This window comes from Pseudomonas hydrolytica (assembly GCF_021495345.1).
GTDB classification, from domain to species: Bacteria; Pseudomonadota; Gammaproteobacteria; order Pseudomonadales; family Pseudomonadaceae; genus Aquipseudomonas; species Aquipseudomonas hydrolytica.
Genome location: NZ_CP099397.1, coordinates 321,407 through 340,906 on the forward strand (window position 1 = coordinate 321,407; position 19,500 = coordinate 340,906).

20 protein-coding genes and 1 pseudogene are annotated in these 19,500 nt (G+C 66.4%); 11 read left to right on the top strand and 10 right to left on the bottom strand.

Annotated features, from left to right (window positions below):
• Positions 1 to 11: 11 nt before the first annotated feature.
• Positions 12 to 2,021 (bottom strand): DNA helicase Rep, encoded by a 2,010-nt coding sequence (rep, locus tag L1F06_RS01555; RefSeq protein WP_129482024.1) that lies wholly within the window; start codon positions 2,019 to 2,021, stop codon positions 12 to 14.
• Between the two features lie 270 nt (positions 2,022 to 2,291).
• Between rep and L1F06_RS01560 the strand changes: the two are divergent.
• A pseudogene (locus L1F06_RS01560) lies at positions 2,292 to 3,964 on the top strand (putative bifunctional diguanylate cyclase/phosphodiesterase).
• A gap of 34 nt (positions 3,965 to 3,998) precedes the next feature.
• Here the strand turns inward: L1F06_RS01560 and L1F06_RS01565 are convergent.
• Complete coding sequence (locus tag L1F06_RS01565) at positions 3,999 to 5,390, bottom strand: NorM family multidrug efflux MATE transporter (RefSeq protein WP_129482023.1); 1,392 nt, start codon at positions 5,388 to 5,390, stop codon at positions 3,999 to 4,001.
• A gap of 139 nt (positions 5,391 to 5,529) precedes the next feature.
• On the opposite strand from L1F06_RS01565, the gene L1F06_RS01570 reads away from it, so the two are divergent.
• The gene (locus tag L1F06_RS01570) at positions 5,530 to 6,447 is read left to right on the top strand and encodes a LysR substrate-binding domain-containing protein (protein ID WP_129482022.1); all 918 of its coding nucleotides are present in this window, start codon (positions 5,530 to 5,532) and stop codon (positions 6,445 to 6,447) included.
• 95 nt (positions 6,448 to 6,542) lie between these two features.
• Here L1F06_RS01570 and L1F06_RS01575 read toward each other — a convergent pair whose 3' ends face one another.
• Together L1F06_RS01575 and L1F06_RS01580 are read right to left on the bottom strand one after the other, a co-directional pair.
• Complete coding sequence (locus tag L1F06_RS01575; protein WP_129482021.1) at positions 6,543 to 8,036, bottom strand: YifB family Mg chelatase-like AAA ATPase; 1,494 nt, start codon at positions 8,034 to 8,036, stop codon at positions 6,543 to 6,545.
• Positions 8,037 to 8,070: 34 nt separating this feature from the next.
• The gene (locus tag L1F06_RS01580; RefSeq protein ID WP_003242360.1) at positions 8,071 to 8,331 is read right to left on the bottom strand and encodes an accessory factor UbiK family protein; all 261 of its coding nucleotides are present in this window, start codon (positions 8,329 to 8,331) and stop codon (positions 8,071 to 8,073) included.
• Between the two features lie 410 nt (positions 8,332 to 8,741).
• Between L1F06_RS01580 and glnK the strand changes: the two genes are divergently transcribed.
• The 4 genes from glnK (at position 8,742) to sutA (ending at position 11,585) form a co-directional block, all read left to right on the top strand.
• A complete protein-coding gene (glnK, locus tag L1F06_RS01585; protein WP_003096476.1) occupies positions 8,742 to 9,080 on the top strand; it encodes a P-II family nitrogen regulator in 339 nt (112 codons plus the stop codon).
• Between the two features lie 329 nt (positions 9,081 to 9,409).
• On the top strand, positions 9,410 to 10,660 hold the full coding sequence (locus L1F06_RS01590) for an ammonium transporter (RefSeq protein ID WP_011920556.1): 1,251 nt from the start codon (positions 9,410 to 9,412) through the stop codon (positions 10,658 to 10,660).
• A gap of 98 nt (positions 10,661 to 10,758) precedes the next feature.
• Positions 10,759 to 11,184, top strand: coding sequence for a secondary thiamine-phosphate synthase enzyme YjbQ (locus L1F06_RS01595; protein ID WP_003242364.1), 426 nt, complete (start codon positions 10,759 to 10,761; stop codon positions 11,182 to 11,184).
• A 77-nt stretch (positions 11,185 to 11,261) separates the two neighbouring features.
• A complete protein-coding gene (sutA, locus tag L1F06_RS01600; RefSeq protein WP_003242366.1) occupies positions 11,262 to 11,585 on the top strand; it encodes a dormancy-specific transcriptional regulator SutA in 324 nt (107 codons plus the stop codon).
• Between the two features lie 133 nt (positions 11,586 to 11,718).
• On the opposite strand, the gene L1F06_RS01605 is transcribed toward sutA, so the two are convergent.
• Genes L1F06_RS01605 through lptM form a run of 6 tightly spaced genes read right to left on the bottom strand, consistent with a single transcriptional unit; the run spans position 11,719 to position 16,299 of the window.
• The gene (locus L1F06_RS01605; protein WP_003242368.1) at positions 11,719 to 12,420 is read right to left on the bottom strand and encodes an HAD family hydrolase; all 702 of its coding nucleotides are present in this window, start codon (positions 12,418 to 12,420) and stop codon (positions 11,719 to 11,721) included.
• Complete coding sequence (gene xerC / locus L1F06_RS01610; protein ID WP_129482020.1) at positions 12,417 to 13,364, bottom strand: tyrosine recombinase XerC; 948 nt, start codon at positions 13,362 to 13,364, stop codon at positions 12,417 to 12,419. Before xerC ends, L1F06_RS01605 begins: the two co-directional genes overlap by 4 nt.
• A gap of 14 nt (positions 13,365 to 13,378) precedes the next feature.
• The gene (locus L1F06_RS01615) at positions 13,379 to 14,077 is read right to left on the bottom strand and encodes a DUF484 family protein (RefSeq protein ID WP_011920559.1); all 699 of its coding nucleotides are present in this window, start codon (positions 14,075 to 14,077) and stop codon (positions 13,379 to 13,381) included.
• Positions 14,074 to 14,904 carry a diaminopimelate epimerase gene (dapF, locus tag L1F06_RS01620; RefSeq protein WP_011920560.1) on the bottom strand — a complete coding sequence of 277 codons (831 nt, stop codon included), beginning with the start codon at positions 14,902 to 14,904 and terminating at the stop codon, positions 14,074 to 14,076. Before dapF ends, L1F06_RS01615 begins: the two co-directional genes overlap by 4 nt.
• A 10-nt stretch (positions 14,905 to 14,914) precedes the next feature.
• A complete protein-coding gene (gene lysA, locus L1F06_RS01625) occupies positions 14,915 to 16,162 on the bottom strand; it encodes a diaminopimelate decarboxylase (RefSeq protein WP_129482019.1) in 1,248 nt (415 codons plus the stop codon).
• Positions 16,163 to 16,173: 11 nt separating this feature from the next.
• On the bottom strand, positions 16,174 to 16,299 hold the full coding sequence (lptM, locus tag L1F06_RS01630; RefSeq protein ID WP_003242379.1) for an LPS translocon maturation chaperone LptM: 126 nt from the start codon (positions 16,297 to 16,299) through the stop codon (positions 16,174 to 16,176).
• A gap of 179 nt (positions 16,300 to 16,478) precedes the next feature.
• Here lptM and L1F06_RS01635 point away from each other — a divergent pair, with 179 nt between their 5' ends.
• The 5 genes from L1F06_RS01635 (at position 16,479) to L1F06_RS01655 (ending at position 19,489) form a co-directional block, all read left to right on the top strand.
• Complete coding sequence (locus L1F06_RS01635) at positions 16,479 to 17,516, top strand: AraC family transcriptional regulator (protein WP_129482018.1); 1,038 nt, start codon at positions 16,479 to 16,481, stop codon at positions 17,514 to 17,516.
• A 69-nt stretch (positions 17,517 to 17,585) separates the two neighbouring features.
• Positions 17,586 to 17,918 (top strand): iron donor protein CyaY, encoded by a 333-nt coding sequence (gene cyaY, locus L1F06_RS01640; RefSeq protein ID WP_003242383.1) that lies wholly within the window; start codon positions 17,586 to 17,588, stop codon positions 17,916 to 17,918.
• Positions 17,908 to 18,105, top strand: coding sequence for a DUF1289 domain-containing protein (locus tag L1F06_RS01645; RefSeq protein WP_129482017.1), 198 nt, complete (start codon positions 17,908 to 17,910; stop codon positions 18,103 to 18,105). The genes cyaY and L1F06_RS01645 overlap by 11 nt, the downstream gene beginning before the upstream one ends.
• 117 nt (positions 18,106 to 18,222) lie before the next feature.
• Complete coding sequence (gene rnk / locus L1F06_RS01650) at positions 18,223 to 18,630, top strand: nucleoside diphosphate kinase regulator (protein ID WP_003242388.1); 408 nt, start codon at positions 18,223 to 18,225, stop codon at positions 18,628 to 18,630.
• A 58-nt stretch (positions 18,631 to 18,688) separates the two neighbouring features.
• Complete coding sequence (locus tag L1F06_RS01655; RefSeq protein WP_129482016.1) at positions 18,689 to 19,489, top strand: lipase family protein; 801 nt, start codon at positions 18,689 to 18,691, stop codon at positions 19,487 to 19,489.
• Positions 19,490 to 19,500: the final 11 nt, after the last annotated feature.

Genomic DNA, 19,500 nt, shown 5'->3' on the forward strand with positions numbered 1-19,500 from the left:
AAGAGCCGGTTTCAGCGCTTGAGTAGCGCGCGCATGTTGGCCAGGGCGTCGTTGCCGCGCGCGGCCTTCACTTCCACCGGCGCTTCCTCCAGGCCTTCCCACACCAGATCTTCCGGCGGCAGCTCGTCGAGGAAACGGCTCGGCGAGCAGTCGATCACCTCGCCGTACTGCTTGCGCTTGGCGGCGAAGGTCAGGGTCAGGTTGCGTTTGGCGCGGGTGATGCCGACATAGGCCAGGCGCCGCTCTTCCTCGATGGTGTCGGCCTCGATGCTGGAGCGGTGCGGGAGGATCTCCTCCTCGAAGCCGATGATGTACACCGAGGGGAACTCCAGGCCCTTGGAGGCGTGCATGGTCATCATCTGCACGCCCTCGGCGCCTTCTTCCTCCTCCTGCTGGCGCTCGAGCATGTCGCGCAGCACCAGTTTGCCGATGGCGTCCTCGATGGTCATGTCGCCGTCTTCGTCGCGCTCCAGGGTGTTCTTCAGCGCGTCGACGAGGAACCAGACGTTGCCCATGCGCGCGTCGGCCACCTTGTCGCTGGAGGCGTTCTGCCGCAGCCAGTTCTCGTAATCGATGTCCATGACCATGCTGCGGATGGCGGCGATCGGGTCGTTCTGCGCGCACTCCTGGCGCACGCGGTCCATCCAGCGGGTGAAGCGCTGCAGGCGCTCGGTGAAGCGCGCGTCGAGGTGTTCGCCGAGGCCGATCTCGCCAGCCGCGGCGTACATGCTGATCTTGCGCTCGCTGGCATAGTTGCCGAGCTTTTCCAGGGTGGTCGAGCCGATCTCGCGGCGCGGCACGTTGATCACGCGCAGGAAGGCGTTGTCGTCGTCCGGGTTGACCAGCAGGCGGAAGTAGCTCATCAGGTCCTTCACCTCCTGGCGGGCGAAGAAGCTGGTGCCCCCGGAGAGGCGATAGGGAATCTGGTGGTGCTGCAGCTTCAGCTCCATCAGCTTGGCCTGGTAGTTGCCGCGGTAGAGGATGGCGAAGTCGCTGTAGGGGCGCTGGGTGCGCAGGTGCTCGGTGAGGATTTCCAGCGCCACCCGCTCGCACTCGGCCTCCTCGTTGCGCGTGCGGATCACGCGAATCTCGTCGCCATGGCCCATCTCCGACCACAGCTGCTTCTCGAACACGTGGGGGTTGTTGGCGATGAGGATGTTGGCGCACTTGAGGATGCGGCTGGTGGAGCGGTAGTTCTGCTCCAGCATCACCACCTTCAGCGACGGATAGTCCTCTTTGAGCAGCATCAGGTTTTCCGGGCGCGCGCCGCGCCAGGCGTAGATCGACTGGTCGTCGTCACCGACCACGGTGAACTGGTTGCGCATGCCCACCAGCATCTTCACCAGCAGGTACTGGCTGGCGTTGGTGTCCTGGTATTCGTCCACCAGCAGGTAGCGGATGCGGTTCTGCCACTTCTCGAGGATGTCGGGGTGCTCCTGGAAGAGCTTGACCGGCAGCAGGATAAGGTCGTTGAAGTCCACCGCGTTGTACGCCTTGAGCGTGCGCTGGTAGTGCAGGTAGACGATGGCCGCGGTCTGCTCCTTGGGCCCGCGCGCCTTGGCCAGCGCCTCGTCGGGCAGGATCAGGTCGTTCTTCCAGCTGTCGATGAGGTTCTTCACCTCGTCGGCCCCGTCGTCGCCGGCGTATTCCTTCTGCATGATGTCGGTGAGCAGCGCCTTGATGTCGCCGTCGTCGAAGATCGAGAAACCGGGCTTGTAGCCCAGGCGCGCGTACTCCTTGCGGATGATGTTCATGCCCAGGTTGTGGAAGGTGGACACGGTCAGCCCGCGCGCCTCGCTGCCGCGCAGCAGGGTGCCGACGCGCTCCTTCATCTCGCGCGCGGCCTTGTTGGTGAAGGTCATGGCGACGATGTGTCGCGCCTGGATGCCGCAGTTCTGCACCAGATGGGCAATCTTGCGGGTGATCACGCTGGTCTTGCCGGAGCCTGCACCGGCGAGCACCAGAAGTGGGCCGCCGACGTAGTTCACGGCCTCTTGTTGCCGGGGATTCAGTCGGGACATGGGATCGATCACTGGGAAAAGGCCGCGCATTTTAACAGGCCTGGCCGCTTGTGCCGCGACCGTCCGGAACTGTGGCCTGGTGCACGTATTTGATGGGCGGCGCGCTTGGTTATTCAGCCGATTGCAGTACTCTGGTGGCACTTGCCGGTTTTTTGGCTATACCTCAGGATGTGCTCTACCTTTCACACGGATGTGGTTGATTAGACGTCGATTACGACGCGCTCAGGCGACGCGATTCGCCATCACTTCAGTGTTGTTGGGGGAGGTTGCTTGTCCACGCTCGTCGAACCCTCGCGGTTAGTCCTGCTGGCGGATACGTCCGATTGGGCCGAATTGTTGCGCGAGCAACTCAGCGCCCTGGGCAGCCCATCTCCGCTGATCACGGCGCCGTCTGGGCGGCTGCCAGCACGCTGTTCGACGACCACGCCAGCGGCTTGTTGCTGACCACCGCCGATCGCCTTCCCGACCCTCATCAATGCCCCTTGCCGATCGTCCTGCTGCTCGACGAGGAACCCGTCGAAGAGCCCAGCGGCGTCAGTGACTGGCTGGTGCGCGGCAGCCTCAACCTCGACGTGCTGCGCCGCTGCCTGCGCTACGTGCGCGAGCAGGGCAATCTGCGTCAGACCCTGCAGCGCCTGGCCGAGCAGGACCCGCTGACCGGCATCGCCAACCGTCAGGGTTTCCAGACCCTGCTCGCCGCGCGCCTGGCCGAATGCAACGGTCGCGGCCTGGTGCTCGGCCATCTCGATCTGGACAACTTCCGCCACGCCAACGACGCCCTCGGCTATCAGGCTGGTGATCGCCTGATCCTGCAGGTGGTGGCGCGCCTGAAGAGCCTGCTGCAGCCCTGCGATCAGATCGCCCGCCTGGGCAGCGACGAATTCGCCCTGCTGCTCGATGTGCGCCGCGATCCGCTGCGGGTCGAGAGCCTGGCCGAGCGCATCACCGAGGTGCTGGCCGAGCCCTACTGGGTCGATGGCGAGAGCCTGCTGATCGGTTGCAGCCTGGGCCTGGCCCATGCCCGTGCGGGCGAGGGGGCCGATCCCTTGCTGTGGCACGCGCACATCGCCATGCAGCAGGCCAAGAGTCAGCAGGGCTGCGTGTTCCATGTCTACGACGAGCGCCTCAACCGCAGTGCGCGCAGTCAGGCCGATCTGGAAGGCGAGCTGCGCCGCGCCCTGCGCCGCGACGAACTGGAGCTGCATTATCAACCGCGCCTGTGCCTGCAGAGCGGGCGCATCGTCGGCCTGGAGGCGCTGGTGCGCTGGCAGCACGGCGAGCGAGGCCTGCTCTCGCCCAACGAATTCGTGCCGCTGGCCGAGGAAACGGGGCTGATCGTGCCGCTCGGCTACTGGGTCATCTCCCGCGCCCTGCGCGACATGCAGTGGCTGCGCGGGCGTGGCCTGCCGGCCCTGCACATGGCGATCAACCTGTCGTTCCGCCAGTTCCAGGACAGTCAGCTGCTGCCGACCCTCAGCCGCCTGATCGAGGAGCGCGGGGTGGATGCGCAGTGGCTGGAGTTCGAACTGACCGAGACCGCGGTGATGCGGCGCAGCGATCAGGTGCAGCAGACCATGCTGGCCCTGGGGCGGCTGGGCGTGCGTTTTTCGCTGGACGACTTCGGCACCGGCTTCTCTTCCTTCGTCCATCTCAACAGCCTGCCCATCACCCTGTTGAAGATCGATCGCAGTTTCGTCGGCGGCATGGGCGCGCGCGCCGAGAATCGCCAGTTGGTGCGGGCGATGATCAACCTGGCGCACAACCTCAATCTGGAAGTGGTGGCCGAAGGGGTGGAAAACATCGAGCAACTGGACATGCTGCGCCAGTTCGGTTGCGATCAGGTTCAGGGCTACCTGATCAGCAAGGCCGTGCCGCTGGCCGAGCTGGCGCGTTTCCTGGTGTTCGGTCAGCGCCAGCCGCTGCTGGCGGTAACGCCGTCCTGACACCAGGGGTGCGCCGCGCGCACCGCCCATGCCATCAGGACAGGCAAACTTCGCCGTCGACCCTGTCCTGCCGCTGCAGGCGTGCCGTCTTCCACTGGAAGCCCAGCACCAGGCCGCTCGCGGTCACCGCCAGGCCGGCCGCCAGCCCCCACCAGACGCCCTGTGCGCCCCAGCCGAGGGCGAAGGCCAGCAGCCAGGCCAGCGGCGCGCCCACGCACCAGTAGCCGGCCAGGCCGATCACCAGGGTCGTGCGACCGTCGTTCAGCCCGCGAATGGCGCCCATGGCGATGCTCTGCAGGCCATCGAACAGCTCGAACCAGGCGGCGATCGCCAGCAGGCTGACCGCCAGGGTCACGATCTCGGCAAAGGCCGGATCGTGACGGTCGAGAAACAAACCGATGATCCATTCCGGCAGCAGCCAGAACAGCAGGGCGAACAGCAGCATCAGCGCCGCGCCCAGACCCATGCCCAGATGACCGCTGAGGCGCGACAGCGGCAGACGCCCGGCACCGTAGTGCAGGCCGACGCGGAAGGTCACGGCATAGGACAGGCCCTGCGGCACGATGAAGGCCAGTGCCACGGTCTGCATGGCGATCTGATGCGCCGCCAGCTGTACGCTGCCCAAAGCGCCCATGCACAGGGTGGCAAAGGTGAACAGCCCCTGCTCGGCGGCGTAGGTGCCGCCGATGGGCAGGCCCAGGCGCAGCAATGAGCGCATCTGCGCGCGCTGCGGGCGGCCCAGGCCGCTGCGCAAGCCGTACAGGCGGTAGTGCGGCGCACGCAGGATGTACAGCGCCAAGGCCAGGGCCATGCCGGTGCTGACCAGCGCCGTGGTCATGCCGATGCCGCCCAGGCCCAGGCCCAGGCTGGGCAGGCCGAACCAGCCCTTGATCAGTGCATAGTTGATGACGAAGTTGGCCGCCGTGCCGGCGATGCTGATGGCCATCACCGGGCCGGGATGGCCGATGGCGCTGGTGAAACCGCGCAGGGCCATGAAGCACAGGTAGCCGGGCAGGGCCAGCGACAGCGGGCGCAGGAACTCCATGGCCAGACCCGCGGCATCGGGCGCCTGGCCCAGATGCGGCAGCAGCGGGCCCAGGCCATTGAGGCACAGCGCGCTGACCATGCCCAGCAGCAGCGCCAGCCACAGGCCGTTCTGCAGCAGGCGGGTGACCCCTTGCGGATCGCCGGCGCCATGGCGGATGGCGACCAGGCTGCCCACGGCGGCGATCACCCCGGTGCAGAAGATCGAGAAGATGAAGTAGCAGGTGGCGCCCAGCGCGCCGCCAGCCAGCTGCTTGGGGCCGAGCATCGCCATCATCAGCGTATCGGTGAAGATCATCAGCGCGTGGGCCAGCTGGGCGGAGATCAGCGGGCCGGCCAGGCGCAGCAGCGCGCCCAGCTCGTGACCAAGAGAATTCTTCATGATGAGTAAAACTTCGGCAGGATAAGCAGCCCCGGACTGTCGGGGAATGCGTGATGACAGCTATTCTGTGGTTTTAGTCGGATGCTCACAAAAGGAAAAAAGCCATGCGAGGCATGACTAAAACTCATGGATGGATGCCATGAATCGTCGCCTGCCACCGCTGTATGCGCTGCGCGCCTTCGAGGCCGCGGCCCGCCACGCGTCCTTCACCCGCGCCGCCGAAGAGCTGGCCATCACCCAGAGTGCGGTGAGCCGGCATATCCGCACGCTGGAGGACTACTTCGGCTGCCGCCTGTTCGAGCGACGTGGCCGCGTTCTGCAACTGACCGACCCTGCGCGTGCGCTGCTGCCGGGGCTGAGCGAGGGCTTCGATGCCCTGGAGCGTGCCAGTGCGGCGCTGCGCGTCGATGATCAGGTGCTGCGTCTGAAGGCGCCCTCGACCCTGACCATGCGCTGGCTGCTGGCGCGCCTGTCGCACTTTCGCCTGGCCAACCCCGACAGCGAGGTGCAGCTGACCAGCGCCTGGATGGATGTCGACAAGGTGGACTTTCGCCACGAGCCCTTCGACTGCGCGGTGCTGCTGTCCGATGGCCAGTTTCCGGATGAATGGGAAAGCGTGCTGCTGTTCGAGGAATGGCTGACCCCGGTGTGCGCGGCCGCGGACACCGAAGCCGGCCCCTGGTCGTTGGCGCGTCTGCAGGCGGCTGAGCAACTGCACCCGACCCCGGATCGCCGCGACTGGCGGCGCTGGTTGCAGGTCACCGGCCTGGGCGAGCGCATACCGCTGAAGACCGGTCAGCTGTTCGACATGCTCGAGCTGGGCATAGTCGCGGCGGCGCGCGGCTATGGCGTGTCCATCGGCGATCTGCTGATGGTGGCGGAGGACGTCAATGCCGGCCGGCTCGGCCTGCCCTGGCGTCAGGCGGTGTTCAGCGGGGCCAGCTACTACCTGGTATGGCCCAGGACGCACCGCGCCCAGGCGCGCCTGCAACGGCTGCGCGACTACCTGCTGGCGGAGGTGGCGGCGATGCGTTTGCCGGAGGTGGAGCGGCTGTAACGGCTGCGGCCTAGTCGGTCCCTGGTGCGCACGGCCACCCTACGGGATGGGCCGCGCTCGGAACCGTAGGGTGCGCCGTGCGCACCGGCAAGCTCTCATCCCATCCCCGGTCGGTACTGCAGCGCCTCGGCCAGATGCGTGCGTGCGATCTGCCGCTCGTCGGCCAGGTCGGCCAGGGTGCGCGCCACCTTGAGCACCCGGTGCGCGGCGCGCAGCGACAGGCCGAGGCGTTCGCAGGCATTTTCCAGCCAGTGACGATCCGTCTCGCTCAGGGCGCAGTGCTGGCGCAGCCCCGGCAGGTCGAGAAAGGCGTTGGCCACGCCCTGGCGCTGCAACTGCAACTCGCGCGCCCGCGCCACCTTGGCCGCCGCCTCCGCGGTGCTTTCGCCATCCTGCGCCGGCACCTCCAGCGCCGTGCTTTCGCGCGCCACGGTCAGGTGCAGGTCGATGCGGTCGAGCAGCGGTCCGGACAGCTTGGCGCGGTAGCGCTGGATCTGCTCCGGGGTGCAGCGGCAGCGGTTGCTCGCATCGCCCAGGTAGCCGCAGGGGCAGGGGTTCATCGCCGCCACCAGTTGAAAGCGCGCGGGAAAGCGTACCTTGTCGCGGGCCCGGGCGATGACGATATGGCCGCTCTCCAAGGGTTCGCGCAGCACCTCCAGAACCTTCCTGTCGAACTCGGGCAACTCGTCGAGGAACAGCACCCCCTGATGCGCCAGGGTGATTTCGCCGGGCTGCGGGCGACTGCCGCCGCCGACCAGGGCCGGCCCCGAGGCGCTATGGTGCGGTGTGCGAAAGGGGCGCTGCGGCCAGTGCTGCAAAGGCGTATGGCTGGCCACCGAATGGATCGCGGCGACCTGCAGTGCCTCGCTTTCGTCCAGCGGCGGCAGCAGGCCGGGCAGGCGGCTGGCCAGCAGCGTCTTGCCGGTGCCGGGTGGGCCGCTGAGCAGCAGGTTGTGCGAGCCGGCAGCGGCGACCAGCAGGGCGCGCTTGGCCGCCAGCTGGCCCTGGACTTCCGCGAGGTCCGGGTATGGCAGGCTCTGGCGTAGCAGCCCCTGCGCCTGATAGGGCGCGAGCGGGGCGCTGCCGTTGAGGTGCGCGGCGATCTGCAGCAGGTGATCGACGGCGATCACCTTCAGGCCCGAGGCCAGGCTGGCTTCCTCGGCATTGGCCGCCGGCACCAAGAGAGTGCGGCCGGCCGCGCGCGTGGCCAGTGCAGCCGGCAGTACGCCCTGTACCGGACGCACGGCGCCGGACAGCGCCAGTTCGCCCAGGCATTCGTATTCATCGAGGCTGGCTGCCGGCACCTGGCCGCTGGCGGCAAGAATCCCCAGGGCGATCGCCAGATCGAAGCGACCGCCGTCCTTCGGCAGATCCGCCGGGGCCAGGTTGAGGGTGATGCGTCGATTGGGGAATTCGAAGGCGGCGTTGAGGATGGCGCTGCGCACGCGGTCCTTGCTTTCCTTGACCGCGGTTTCCGGCAGGCCGACTAGGGTCAGTGCCGGCAGGCCGTTGGCCAGGTGCGCTTCGACGGTAACGGCCGGGGCTTCGACGCCGACCTGGGCGCGGCTGTGAACGATGGCCAGGGACATGATCGCTCCTTGATCGGTCCCACCTCCTGTTGGATCAGTCGGTGGGTGGGTTCAGCTTGGCTTCCAGTTCGGCAACCTTGGCTTCCAGCGCTTCGAGGCGGGCGCGGGTTCGGGCCAGGACCACCATCTGGCTGTCGAATTCTTCACGGCTGACCAGCTCCAGCTTGCTGAAGCCGCTTTGCAGCAGCGCTTTGAACTGAGCCTCCAGTTCGGCGCGCGGCAGCGGGCTGTCGCCGCTGAACAGGCGCGAGGCGTGGCTACTGAGGGTGTCGAGCAGGGCTTTGGGCGGCAGCATGGTCGGGTTCCGAGTACAGACGGCCGGCAGTGTAGCACGCAGCTGTACATGAGACGTTCCGGGGCGAGCTGCACAATTTTTGAGCATCGCCAAGACGGGCGACGCACCAAATTTGTGCGTATGACTTGCCTCCAGCCTGAGCCCGATGCCGCGGTTTGCCGTTAAAAGCTTGATACGCGGCACTTTTACGGGAGCTGGCAAGCTTTCTGCTTGGAGCCCAGCGACGCATGCACCGATGCAGTTCCGGTGCGGCAGGCGAAGCGGGGGAGTGTTTCGTCGGGAGCGGTTGGTGGGTATCGGCCACGCCAGGCTGGGGCGGCCGGTGCATTACAAAAGCCAGACACTGCGCTTAGACTTGAGCCGGGTTCGTAATTCCTGGGGCAAGTCCACCTTACACGGGAGAGAGTTTCATGAAGCTAGTCACTGCCATCATCAAGCCGTTCAAGCTGGACGACGTGCGCGAGTCGCTGTCGGAGATCGGCGTGCAGGGCATTACCGTCACCGAGGTCAAGGGCTTCGGCCGCCAGAAAGGCCACACCGAGCTGTATCGCGGCGCCGAGTACGTGGTCGACTTCCTGCCCAAGGTGAAGATCGACGTGGCCATCGCTGACGACCAGCTGGATCGCGTGATCGAGGCCATCACCAAGGCGGCCAACACCGGCAAGATCGGTGACGGCAAGATCTTCGTGGTCAACCTGGAACAGGCGATTCGCATCCGTACCGGCGAAACCGATACCGACGCGATCTAAGCCGCCTCCGAACCCCAAGCCCCAGGAGTAAAACCCATGACTCTGCGAACTTTCGCAGGGCTAGGAGCCCTTTTGTCCTCGAATTCCGGCCATGCGCTGTGTTCGAGGGCGGATGCCGGAGCTGGCGATGCCGTCGCCGCTCTGCTGTGCCAGACCCTCTCAGGTCTCGCGCTCCATGATGGGAACGCCTGGTCGCCTTGCGGCGCAAGGGGTTCAGCGATCCAGATCGAGCGTGACAACTACCTGTAAAGCATGCGGAACGCGTCCGGCGCCAACCTGGACGTTTCAACCGAATAGCGCACAACAAAAGCGCCGGCAAGAGGTGAAAAATGGATAACACAGCATTGACTGCATTGCAGTACGGCTTCGATACCTTCTACTTTCTGATCTGTGGTGCCCTGGTGATGTGGATGGCGGCGGGTTTTGCCATGCTCGAATCCGGCCTGGTGCGCGCCAAGAACACCACCGAGATCCTGACCAAGAACGTCGCGCTGTACGCCGTGGCCAGCGTCATGTACCTGGTGATCGGCTACCACATCATGTATTCCAGCCCGGAAGGCGGCATCCTGCCGAGCCTGGGCTTCCTGATCGGTGACGAGAACACGGCCGAGGCCGTTCTGGCCGGTGGCGACGACGCCCCCTACTACTCGACCCGTTCGGACTTCTTCTTCCAGGTGGTATTCGCCGCGACCTGCATGTCGATCGTTTCCGGCGCCGTTGCCGAGCGCATGAAGCTGTGGGCCTTCCTCGCCTTCGCCGTGGTCATGACCGGCTTCATCTACCCGGTTCAGGGCTTCTGGAAATGGGGTTCGGGCTTCCTCAACGAAGCCGGCTTCCTCGACTTCGCCGGTTCCGGCGTGGTGCACATGGCCGGTGCTTCCGCTGCGCTGGCCGGTGTCCTGCTGCTCGGTGCACGCAAGGGCAAGTACGGCTCGAACGGTCAGGTCAACGCCATTCCTGGCTGCAACCTGCCGCTGGCGACCCTGGGTACCTTCATCCTGTGGATGGGCTGGTTCGGCTTCAATGGCGGCTCGCAGCTGAAGATGAGCACCATCGAGGATGCCAACGCCGTGGCTCAGGTGTTCGTCAACACCAACATGGCCGCCGCCGGTGGCCTGATCGCCGCACTGATCGTGGCACGCATCCTGTTCGGCAAGGCCGACCTGACCATGGCCCTCAACGGTGCTCTGGCCGGCCTGGTGGCCATCACCGCTGAACCTCTGACCCCGAGCGCCCTGCAGGCCACCCTGATCGGCGGCGTCGGTGGCGCGCTGGTGGTGTTCTCCATCCTCGGTCTGGACAAGGTCAAGATCGACGATCCGGTCGGCGCCATCTCCGTACACGGCGTGGTCGGCGTCTGGGGTCTGCTGGCGGTCTGCCTGACCAACAGCGACGCCACGCTGGGCGCTCAGCTGCTGGGCATCGCCAGCATCTTCGCCTGGGTCTTCGTCGCCAGCCTGATCGTCTGGAGCATCATCAAGGCGGTGATCGGCCTGCGCGTCAGCGAAGAGGAAGAATACGAGGGTGTGGATATCGCCGAGTGCGGTATGGAGGCCTACCCGGAATTCACCAACAAGTGACACGCCGGTAAATCACAAAGGGCGCCTTCGGGCGCCCTTTGTTTTTTCCGGCGCCGCGCTAGAATGCGCGCGCTGGAGCCAACGGGAGTGAACCTGGGATGTGGCAGCAACGCATTATCAGTCTGCGTCCGCGTGAGCGAGGTTTCCATCTGGTGACCGAGGAAGTGCTGGAATTATTGCCGGAACTGTCGCAAGTGCGTGTCGGTCTGTTGCATCTGTGGCTGCAGCACACCTCGGCGTCCTTGAGCGTCAACGAGAATGCCGACCCTGCGGTGCGTCGCGATTTCGAACGCTTCTTCAACCGCCTGGTACCGCAGGGTGAGGCGGGCTACGAACACGATTACGAAGGGCCGGACGATCTGCCCGCGCACTTCAAGAGCAGTCTGCTGGGCTGTGCGCTGCAGCTGCCGATACAGGATGGACGCTTGGCGTTGGGCACCTGGCAGGGCATCTACCTGGGCGAGCACCGCGATCATGGCGGTAGTCGGCGAGTGGTGGCGACCCTGTACGGGGAGGCTATTTGAATTTTTTCCGGCCGGGCAGTGAAGGCTGCACGGCTGGGCTATAACTAACCTGCTTTTCGCAAGTCATGAGGTTGAACATGAGCGACGAAGACCTGGAACAAGACGATCTGGAAGGGGCTGACGAGGACGACGGTGAGGAGCTGGCTGCCGCCGACGACGGTGACAGTGGCGACGACGACGGCGATGGCGAGATCGTAGCCAGCGGCAAGAAGAGCAAGGCCAAGGCCGTCGAAGTCGACGAGATGCCCAGCATCGAGGCCAAGCAGAAGGAGCGCGATGCCCTGGCTCGAGCGATGGAGGAGTTCCTCGCCCGTGGCGGCAAGGTGCAGGAGGTGGAGCCCAACGTGGTCGCCGACCCACCCAAGAAGCCCGACAGCAAATACGGCAGCCGCCCCATCTGAGGACGGCACGCCACAAGAAACCCGCCCCTGTGGCGGGTTTTTTGTGTTCAGTGGTGCGGGGTCGCGTAGGGTGCGCCGTGCGCACCGGTCTTGTTTGTCTATCAGGCGGTGCGCACGGCGCACCCTACGGGAGTCAGCGTGTCCAGCTGCCCAGCAGCGCCGGCAGCTCGGCCAGGCTGGCGATCTGCGCATCCGGCGTGGTTTCGCCTTCCCAGATGCGCCCTTGCGGGTTGAACCAGATCGCCCGCATGCCGGCCGCCTGGGCACCGGCGATATCGTCGCTGGGGTGATCGCCGATATGCACGGCGCGTTCGGCGGCCACGCCGCCTGCGCGGCTGAGGGCTTCGCGGAAGGGTTTCGGATCGGGTTTGCCGATGCCCAGCTCTTCGGCGCACAGGGCGAAGCGGAAATACTCCGATAGTCCCAGGCGGCGCACATCGGCATTGCCGTTGGTGATCACCCCGAGCATGAAGCGCTCGGCCAGGGCTTCCAGCGTCGGGTGCACTTCGGCGAATAGCTCGACCTGATGGCGGGCGTTGAGAAACACCTGAAAGCCGGCTTCGGCCAGTGCCTGTGCCTCACCGTGCGGATAACCCGCCTCTTCCAGGGCATGAAACAGAATGCGCCGGCGCAGCTCGCTCAGGCGGTGCTTGAGCATGGGCTCCGCGTTGAGCAGGCGGCTGCGTACCGTCCACAGGTGCTCGACCGGCACCGCGCCCAGGCGCGGCGCATGCAGGGCCAGCCAGTTGCGCAGGGCCGCCTCGGCGTCCTGCATCACCGGCGTGACGTCCCACAGGGTGTCGTCGAGGTCGAAGGTGATCAGTTCAATGCTCATTCGGAACCGCCTTTGCGCTTGGCGCGCGGATGGGCCTGATCATAGACAGTGGCCAGGTGCTGGAAGTCCAGGTGGGTGTAGATCTGCGTGGTGGCGATGTCGGCGTGGCCGAGCAGCTCCTGCACCGCGCGCAGGTCCTGTGAGGATTCCAGCATATGACTGGCGAAGCTGTGGCGCAGCATGTGCGGATGCAGGTGCTGGCCCAGCTCGCGTACGCCGGCCTGGCGCACGCGCAGCTGCACCGCGCGCGGCCCCAGGCGGCGTCCCTGCTGGCTGATGAACACGGCGCCATCGCTGGGGCCTGCCAGCTTGCGCAGCGGCAGCCACTGCTCCAGGGCCTGGCGCGCCATGCTGCCGACCGGCAGCTCGCGCGTCTTGTTGCCCTTGCCGCGCACGCGCACCAGGCCGGCCGGCAGGTCGAGACCATCGAGATCGAGGCCGACCAGCTCCGACAGGCGCAGGCCGGAGGAATAGAACAGCTCGAGCATGGCCTGATCGCGGCGGGCGATGAAGTCGTCCTCCACCGCACCGTCGAGCAGCTGCGCACTGCGGTCGGCGTCCAGCGTGCGCGGCAGGCGGCGTTCGCGTTTCGGCGGGCTCAGGCCGGCGGCCGGGTCGTGGCGGCACAGGCCCTCGCGCAGCAGGTATTGGTACAGGCCGCGGGTGGCCGAGAGCAGGCGTGCGAGGCTGCGGCTGGCCAGGCCCTGGGCATGCAGGCGGGCGATCAGGCGGCGCAGGCTGCGGGTATCCAGCGCGGCCCAGTCGCTCAGGCCTTCCGCTTCGCAGAAGGCCAGCAGCTTGCCGAGATCACGGTGGTAGCCGTCGAGGGTATGCACCGACACCTGGCGCTCGCGGCGCAGGTGTTCAAGGTAGGCGTCGAGATGGGCTTCAAGTGTCACGTGCCGGGTTCCGAACGGACCGATGGTGGATGAGCTGTGCGCCATCCACCCTACACGATCTAGCGTACCGAGCGCAGCGGTGTGGAAAAACTCGGCACCACGCGCGCCAGCACTTCGGCGATATAGCCGAGGAACAGGGTGCCCAGCGAGCTCTTGTAATGCTGCGGGTCGGCGCTGCCGATGGCCAGCACGCCATGCAGGCCCTGGTGACTGAGGCTGACCACGGCAGCGGAGCCGACCTGGGCGGCCTCGTCCTTGCCGAAGAGGAATTCCAGCTCGTGCGGACGCAGCACGCCGCAGATGGTCTTGCCGCCGCTGAGCAGGCCGCCGATCTGCTGGTGGGCTTCGGCCGAACTAACCGAGCGGCCCACCGGCAGCTTGCTGTCGCTGAACAGGATCAGGCCGACGAAAGGCACCTGAAACTCGCGACGCAGGCTGTCCTCCACTGCGCCGACCACCTCTTCCAGGCTGCCGGCATCGAGCAGGTCGAGCACCAGGCGACGGGTCTTGTCGAACAGACGGTCGTTGTCGCGGGCCACGTCCATCAGCTGGCCGAGGCGGTGGCGCATCTCGATGTTGCGTTCGCGCAGCAGCTTGACCTGGCGTTCGACCAGCGACACGGCATTGCCGGGCTGGTGCGGAATACGCAGTTCCGGAATCAGCTCCTCATGGTCGATGAAGAATTCCGGATGCAGGCGCAGATAGGCCGCGACGGTTTCCGAATCGAGCGGTTTGGGCGAATCCTGCTGGTCGGTCATAGGCGAACCTGTCCTTCGTATACGCGGGCAGCGGGCCCGGTCATCATAACCGGCTGACCTTCGCCTGCCCATTCGATGGACAGTTTGCCGCCTGGCAGTTCCAGTTGCACGGGCGAATCCATCCAGCCCTGGCGAATCGCCGCGACCGCGGCGGCGCAGGCGCCGGTGCCGCAGGCCTGGGTTTCGCCGGCGCCGCGCTCCCACACGCGCAGGCGCGCATGCTTGCGGTCCAGCACCTGCAGGAAGCCGACGTTGACCCGCTGCGGAAAGCGCGGGTGATGTTCCAGCTTCGGTCCGAGGGTGTGCACCGGGGCGCTGTCGACGTTGTCGACGCGCAGCACGGCATGCGGGTTGCCCATCGACAGCGCAGCCAGCTCGACGCTCTGACCTTCGACGTCGACGCGATAGGTCAGCGCCGCCTGCTCGGCCTGGAACGGCACCTGCGCCGGCTCCAGACGCGGTGCGCCCATGTTGACGCAGACCTGGCCGTCGTTCTGCACGCGCAGTTCGATCACGCCGCTCTTGGTCTCGACGCGAATGGTCTTCTTGGTGGTCAGGCGCTTGTCCAGCACGAAGCGGGCGAAGCAGCGCGCGCCGTTGCCGCACTGCTCCACCTCGGAGCCGTCGGAGTTGAAGATGCGGTAGCGGAAGTCGACGTCCGGGTGGCTCGGCGGTTCGACGATCAGCAACTGATCGAAGCCGACGCCGGTGTGACGGTCGCCCCACTGCTTGGCATGTTTGGGTTGCACGTGGGCATGCTGACTGATCAGGTCGAGGACCATGAAGTCATTGCCCAGGCCGTGCATCTTGGTAAAGCGCAATAGCATGGCGTCGCCCTCAGGCCGGCAGCAGGCTTTCGCCGGCGTAGAGCTCTTGGACGGTCTCGCGGCGACGCACTTCATAAGCCTGTTCGCCGTCCACCAGCACCTCGGCGGCGCGGCCGCGGGTGTTGTAGTTGGAGCTCATGACGAAACCGTAGGCGCCGGCCGAACGCACGGCCAGCAGGTCGCCTTCTTCCAGCACCAGCTGGCGGTCCTTGGCCAGGAAGTCGCCGGTCTCGCAGATCGGCCCGACCAGGTCGTAGTGGCGCGCTTCGCCGTCACGCGGCTGCACCGGCGAAACGTCCATCCAGGCCTGGTACAAGGCCGGGCGGATCAGGTCGTTCATCGCCGCATCGATGATGGCGAAGTCCTTGTGCTCGGTGTGCTTGAGGTATTCCACCTGGGTCAGCAGCACGCCGGCATTGGCCACGATGAAGCGGCCCGGTTCGAACACCAGGGCCAGATCGCGGCCTGCCAGGCGTTTGCGCACGGCGGCGATGTAATCGCCGGCCAGCGGCGGCTGTTCGTCGCGATACTGCACGCCGAGGCCGCCGCCCAGGTCCAGGTGCCTGATGTGGATGCCGCGGGCGGCCAGCCGGTCGACCAGCAGCAGCAGGCGGTCCAGGGCATCGAGGAAGGGTTCGAGGGTGGTCAGCTGCGAGCCGATATGGCAGTCGACGCCGACCACCTCCAGGTTCGGCAGCTCGGCGGCGCGGGCGTAGACCGCCTCGGCCTGCTCGATGTCGATGCCGAACTTGTTTTCCTTGAGGCCGGTGGAAATGTACGGGTGGGTGCCGGCGTCCACGTCCGGGTTGACCCGCAGCGACACCGGCGCCTTCAGACCCAGTTCGGCGGCAACCTTCTGCAGGCGCTCCAGCTCGACGCTGGACTCGACGTTGAAGCAGTGCACGCCCACTTCGAGGGCGCGGCGCATGTCGTCGCGGCTCTTGCCGACGCCGGAGAAGACGATGCGGCTCGGCTCGCCACCGGCGGCCAGCACGCGCTCCAGCTCACCGCTGGAGACGATGTCGAAGCCGGCGCCGAGGCGGGCCAGGACGTTCAGCACGCCAAGGTTGGAGTTGGCCTTGACCGCGAAGCAGACCAGATGCGGCATGCCGGACAGGGCATCGGCATAGGCGCGGTACTGCGCCTCGATATGGGCGCGCGAGTAGACGTAGGTGGGTGTGCCGAAGCGCTGGGCCAGCGCGGACAAGGCGACACCTTCCGCGAACAGCTCGCCGTCGCGGTAGGTAAAGGCTTCCATGGGGTGCTCCTTCAGAGTTCGAAACGGTCTCGGCTGTTACCGGCGTTTTCGTCGCCCGGCAGATACAGCGGGCCTTTCTGACCGCAGCCGGCCAGCAGGCAGACGGCGGCGAGGAGCGCGAGGGTCAGTCGCTTCATGGGACGGTCCTTGAATAAGCGTGAATTGCGCCCGAGTATACCGACCCCCCGTCACCTTGCCTATGCGCCCGGCGCCCGCCCGGCGGGGCGCTGGCCCAATTGGCGCCTTGGCCTGACGCGACCTCGCGCGGCATTTGCGCCGGCTTGGGTTAGCATTTCGCCAACACCCAGGAGGCTCGATGGAAAATCCCACGACGCTGGCCGGTTCGGTCTCGGTGGCTTACCTGCAGGGCCTGGTCGATCACCTGCAGCGCCAGGGCGTAGCCCCTGCGGCGCTGCTCGCCCACGCCCAGCTGACCCCGGACGTGCTGACCCAGCGTGACCAGCGTATCGCCGCCAGCGCCTACCTGACGCTGCTCGGCGAAGCGGTGCGCTACAGCGCGGACGACTGTCTCGGGCTGCATCTGGGCGAGTCGGTGCGCCCTGGCTACTACGGCGTGCTCGGCTACCTGATCATGAGTTGCGCGACGCTGGCCGACGCACTGCACCGGCAGGCGCGCTATGCCTCGCTGGTGGGCAATCTGGGCCTGGTCGGGCTCGACGACGAACCGCCGCGCCCGGGGTGCGAGGCGCAGGTGGCGCACACCTGGCAACCCTTGCTGGCGCAGCAGCAGCGCCAGCTGAGCGAGGAGACGCTGGCCGGCTGGGTCAGCTTCGGGCGCTGGATCAGCGGGCTGGACATCGCACCGACCGAAGTGCGTTTTCAGCATTCGGCGCCGGCCGATACCTCCGAGCACGCGCGGATCTTTCGCTGTCCGGTGCTGTTCGATCAGGCTGACAACGCCCTGGTGTTTCCCAAGCGTCTGCTGGCCGCGCCGCTGGGGCAGGCCGATGCCCAGGTGCGTCGCATGCTCGACGCCTATGCCGAACGCCTGCTCGCCGAGCTGAACCAGGGCCACAGCGTGCTCGACCGGGCGCGCCTGGAGCTGGCGCGACAACTGCCCGAGCGGGGACCGGATCTGGAGACGATCGCCAGCGCCCTGGCGCTAAGCCCACGTACCCTGCAGCGGCGTCTGCGCGAGGCGGGGCTGTCGTTCAGCCAGCTGGTGGACGAAACCCGCCAGCAACTGGTGCTGCACTACCTGCGCGACCCGGCGCTGGAGCTGGCCGAAATCGCCTTTCTGGTCGGTTTCAGCGAGCCAGGTTCGCTGGCGCGGGCGTTTCGTCGCTGGACGGGAGGGAGCCCGGGCGAGTACCGTCGCCACCTTCTTGGCTAGGCTGGTTAGTCCGGTCTGGCGTTTTCGCCTAATTTTTCTGCAGTCGCTGCACCTTGTGAGGACAACCCGATGAGCCTGAGCGAAGCCCGCTTCCACGATCTGGTCGATGCCACCCAGCAGGCGGTGGAGGACATCTTTGACGACAGCGGTCTGGACGTCGATCTGGAGAACAGCGCCGGCGTACTCACGGTGCGCTTCGACAACGGCAGCCAACTGATTTTCAGCCGCCAGGAGCCGATCCGTCAGCTGTGGCTGGCGGCGCGCTCGGGGGGCTACCACTTCGATTACGACGAGGCCGAAGGGCGCTGGATCTGCGACAGCAGCGACGAGCAGCTGGGCGAGATGCTGGTGCGCATCACGCTGGAACAGTCCGGTGCCGAGCTGGAGTTCGATGAGCTCTGATTCTGCCGACAGGCCGCTGGAGTCGCCGTGCCGCCGCCAGTGTTGCCTGGACGAGCACGACCAGTGCCTGGGCTGCGGCCGCACCCTGCAGGAGATTCTCGATTGGGGCGCGGCCGACAACGCACGGCGCCGGCAGATCGCCGCGGCGGCCGAACAGCGTCTGCGTCAGCGCCGGTCGCCCCCCTGACCGAGCGGTCTTGTTTATTTGTCCGGCTGTGTTAGGGTCGGAGCAACATTCAGCTGAACCCCGCCTTCGGGCGGGGTTTTGTTTTTTGAGCCTCACGCAAGGAGTCCGCCCGGCATCATGAACAATGCACCTGCCATCACCATTACCCGTCTCGATCTGCAGCGTCTGGAGCGTCTGCTCGACAGTCTGGATGAGTTCGGCCCCGGCGCGGCCGCGCTGCAGGCCGAGCTGGATCGCGCCGAGGTGGTGGGCCTCGACGAGGTGCCCGCCGGCCTGGTGACCATGAATTCGCGCGTGCACTGCCGTGAAGAGAGCAGCGGTAAGGACTATCACCTGACCCTGGTCTACCCGCAGGACGCCGGGGGCGAGGGGACGGTGAGCATTCTTGCGCCGGTGGGCAGTGCGCTGCTCGGCCTGTCGGTCGGTCAGCACATCGACTGGCCGGCGCCCGGCGGCAAGCAGCTCAAGCTGACCCTGCTGGCCGTCGAGTACCAGCCGGAAGCGGCAGGCGAGTACGACCGCTGACGCGCCGATTCGTCTGGACTAGAGTGAGGTTTCCAGCCTTCGGCAAGGAAGCCTCGCCATGTCCAGTCTGCCCCTGTATTTCCCGCCCACCTATCAGCTAGCGCGCGCCCTGCGCTGTGCCGAGCTGGTGGTGCTCGCGTACGATCAGTACGCGCAGTGGCTGGCGCAGCAGCGCCCGCGCAAGCCCCAGCAGTTTCACTGGCAGCCGCCTCAGCAGGCCGGCTGGCAGCTGTCCGCACCGATCTGGAGCATCCTCAGCGAGTGGTACGTGCTCGACGAGTCGGAGCCGTTCGGCTTCGCCGCGCGCGATGCGCAGGGCGACTGCTATCTGGTGTTCCGCGGTACCGAGTCGGTGCAGGACTGGCTCGACGACCTCGACCTGGATCAGCGCGCCTACCCCTGGCAGGCCGGTGGTGGCCTGGTGCACGACGGTTTCCTCAAGCTGTATGCGTCCCTGCGCGACCAGGCGTTGCTGGCGCTGGAACAGCTGCAGCCACAGGGCATGCTCTGGGTCTGCGGCCACAGCCTGGGCTGTGCGCTGAGCAGCCTGGCGGTGCCGGATCTGCGGCGACGCTGGCCCTTTCTGGCGCTGCAGCACTACAACTTCGCCAGCCCGCGGCTGGCCTCGCCGGCGTTCGCCAACTACTACAACGCGCTGGCCGTGCCCACCTATCGGCTGGTCAACGACAGCGACCTGGTGCCGGAGGTACCACCGGCGGACAGCGATGGCTGGCTCTATCAGCATCTCGGCCTGGCGGTGACCTTCACCGCCAGTTACGCAGGGGTTGCCGACAATCACAGCATGGGCGGCTGTTATCTCTTCGCACTGAACAATCCGCAGTCGCCGATGCGCGGCTAGCAGGGTGACGT

Excerpts from the sequence above, each read along its gene's own strand:
- rep (WP_129482024.1), bottom strand. The coding sequence starts at position 2,021 with ATGTCCCGACTGAATCCCCGGCAACAAGAGGCCGTGAACTACGTCGGC.
- L1F06_RS01565 (WP_129482023.1), bottom strand. The coding sequence starts at position 5,390 with ATGAAGAATTCTCTTGGTCACGAGCTGGGCGCGCTGCTGCGCCTGGCC.
- L1F06_RS01570 (WP_129482022.1), top strand. The coding sequence starts at position 5,530 with ATGAATCGTCGCCTGCCACCGCTGTATGCGCTGCGCGCCTTCGAGGCC.
- L1F06_RS01575 (WP_129482021.1), bottom strand. The coding sequence starts at position 8,036 with ATGTCCCTGGCCATCGTTCACAGCCGCGCCCAGGTCGGCGTCGAAGCC.
- L1F06_RS01580 (WP_003242360.1), bottom strand. The coding sequence starts at position 8,331 with ATGCTGCCGCCCAAAGCCCTGCTCGACACCCTCAGTAGCCACGCCTCG.
- glnK (WP_003096476.1), top strand. The coding sequence starts at position 8,742 with ATGAAGCTAGTCACTGCCATCATCAAGCCGTTCAAGCTGGACGACGTG.
- L1F06_RS01590 (WP_011920556.1), top strand. The coding sequence starts at position 9,410 with ATGGATAACACAGCATTGACTGCATTGCAGTACGGCTTCGATACCTTC.
- L1F06_RS01595 (WP_003242364.1), top strand. The coding sequence starts at position 10,759 with ATGTGGCAGCAACGCATTATCAGTCTGCGTCCGCGTGAGCGAGGTTTC.
- sutA (WP_003242366.1), top strand. The coding sequence starts at position 11,262 with ATGAGCGACGAAGACCTGGAACAAGACGATCTGGAAGGGGCTGACGAG.
- L1F06_RS01605 (WP_003242368.1), bottom strand. The coding sequence starts at position 12,420 with ATGAGCATTGAACTGATCACCTTCGACCTCGACGACACCCTGTGGGAC.
- xerC (WP_129482020.1), bottom strand. The coding sequence starts at position 13,364 with ATGGCGCACAGCTCATCCACCATCGGTCCGTTCGGAACCCGGCACGTG.
- L1F06_RS01615 (WP_011920559.1), bottom strand. The coding sequence starts at position 14,077 with ATGACCGACCAGCAGGATTCGCCCAAACCGCTCGATTCGGAAACCGTC.
- dapF (WP_011920560.1), bottom strand. The coding sequence starts at position 14,904 with ATGCTATTGCGCTTTACCAAGATGCACGGCCTGGGCAATGACTTCATG.
- lysA (WP_129482019.1), bottom strand. The coding sequence starts at position 16,162 with ATGGAAGCCTTTACCTACCGCGACGGCGAGCTGTTCGCGGAAGGTGTC.
- lptM (WP_003242379.1), bottom strand. The coding sequence starts at position 16,299 with ATGAAGCGACTGACCCTCGCGCTCCTCGCCGCCGTCTGCCTGCTGGCC.
- L1F06_RS01635 (WP_129482018.1), top strand. The coding sequence starts at position 16,479 with ATGGAAAATCCCACGACGCTGGCCGGTTCGGTCTCGGTGGCTTACCTG.
- cyaY (WP_003242383.1), top strand. The coding sequence starts at position 17,586 with ATGAGCCTGAGCGAAGCCCGCTTCCACGATCTGGTCGATGCCACCCAG.
- L1F06_RS01645 (WP_129482017.1), top strand. The coding sequence starts at position 17,908 with ATGAGCTCTGATTCTGCCGACAGGCCGCTGGAGTCGCCGTGCCGCCGC.
- rnk (WP_003242388.1), top strand. The coding sequence starts at position 18,223 with ATGAACAATGCACCTGCCATCACCATTACCCGTCTCGATCTGCAGCGT.
- L1F06_RS01655 (WP_129482016.1), top strand. The coding sequence starts at position 18,689 with ATGTCCAGTCTGCCCCTGTATTTCCCGCCCACCTATCAGCTAGCGCGC.